The sequence below is a fragment of the Protofrankia sp. Cas3 genome, from assembly GCF_963555955.1.
Classification (GTDB): Bacteria; Actinomycetota; Actinomycetes; order Frankiales; family Frankiaceae; genus Protofrankia.
Genome location: NZ_CAUVXP010000301.1, coordinates 2,334 through 3,652, shown reverse-complemented (window position 1 = coordinate 3,652; position 1,319 = coordinate 2,334). Strand labels below are relative to the sequence as shown.

The 1,319-nt window shown below is 66.0% G+C and carries 2 protein-coding genes; both read right to left on the bottom strand.

From position 1 onward, the window contains the following. Nucleotides 1-138: 138 nt before the first annotated feature. Nucleotides 139-504: a hypothetical protein gene (locus U9983_RS27435; RefSeq protein ID WP_322756785.1), complete on the bottom strand. Its 366-nt coding sequence runs from the start codon at nucleotides 502-504 to the stop codon at nucleotides 139-141. Nucleotides 505-563: 59 nt separating this feature from the next. Next, a partial coding sequence (locus tag U9983_RS27430; protein WP_322756784.1) for a site-specific integrase occupies nucleotides 564-1,319 on the bottom strand: 756 nt, incomplete at its 5' end.

Genomic DNA, 1,319 nt, shown 5'->3' with positions numbered 1-1,319 from the left:
AAGAGGTTGGGGGTTCGAGTCCCTCCGAGCGCACGCTGGTTGAGGCAGGTCAGAGCCCCGCAGCCGATCACACGGCGCGGGGCTCTGGGCTTTTGACAGCCACGTTGACAGCCTACGGACTGTCGATCAGATCGCGGTTCAGATCTGGACGGTCCAACCGTTGTCGAGCAGCAGTTCGGTAGCGCCCCACTCGGCGCCCACCTCGTCCTCATCGAGATCGTCGAGCAGGACGCGGACGTGCGGGTCGTCCCCGTCCGGCACGAGGGTCCATTCGACCTCTCGTACCGTCACAGGCTCCCAGTTCGGATCCGCCCACACCCTCTCACCCACGCGGGGAACCGCCGGCAGGTCGACCGTGCGAGCCAGGGTCAGCGCACGGCGGGCCGTGTCGCGTGCCTCCGCCCGAGCCTGGTCGGCATCACCGATCAAACCCGCATGCTCGAACACGTCGCCGAGCACCTCCGGAAGCATGTCGCGGAGAGTGACAATAAATGTGATGTCCACGGTCGTCCTTTCTCGGGACAGCTGAGATGTGACGGTCGTTGCTTGTCTGACCTGGGTTGCTACGCGGTTTCGCTGTCGTCGTCGGTGGCCTGGTCGTCGGGGTTGTCGAACCAGGCATCAAGTTTGGTCGCCGCATCCCGACTGCCGGTATCGGCCATATCCACGTAAATATCCATGGTTGTGGAAAGCATGGTGTGGCCGAGCATGTCCTGGATCTGCTTCCAGTCCACGCCCAGGGCGTAGGCCATCGTCGCCGCCGTGTGCCGCAAACCGTGCGGCCCCAGATGCGGCAAACCCGCCCGCACGCACAGCTTCGTCAGATGCGTGTTCAGCGCCCGCGGCTCCAGATAGGTACCCACGGTGCTCGGGAAGATCAGCCCATGGTCGCGCCACCGCTCCCCCATCGTGTGACGTTCCGCCGCCTGCCGCCGGCGCTGCGCCTGCAACGCCGCCACACACCGAGCCGGAAGCGCGATCGTGCGTTGACCGGCTTCGCTCTTGGTCGGCCCCACCACCAGCTGTCGGATACCACCGACGCGGGTCACCTGCTGTTCCACCCGCAGCGTCGCCGCCCGCTCGTTGAAGTCCGACCAGCGCAACGCCAGCACCTCACCGCGGCGCAGGCCGACCATCGCCAGCACCACATACAACGAGGCAAACCGCGTCGGCTCCGCCGCGGCCAGCAGCGTCACCCCGTCCGCCTGACTCAGCGCCACGACCTTACGCTTCGGTTTCGTCGCCTTCGGAACACGGACGTTCACCGCGACGTTCCGCGGCACCTTCTCCATGATCACAGCTTCGTTCAACGCCTGCCG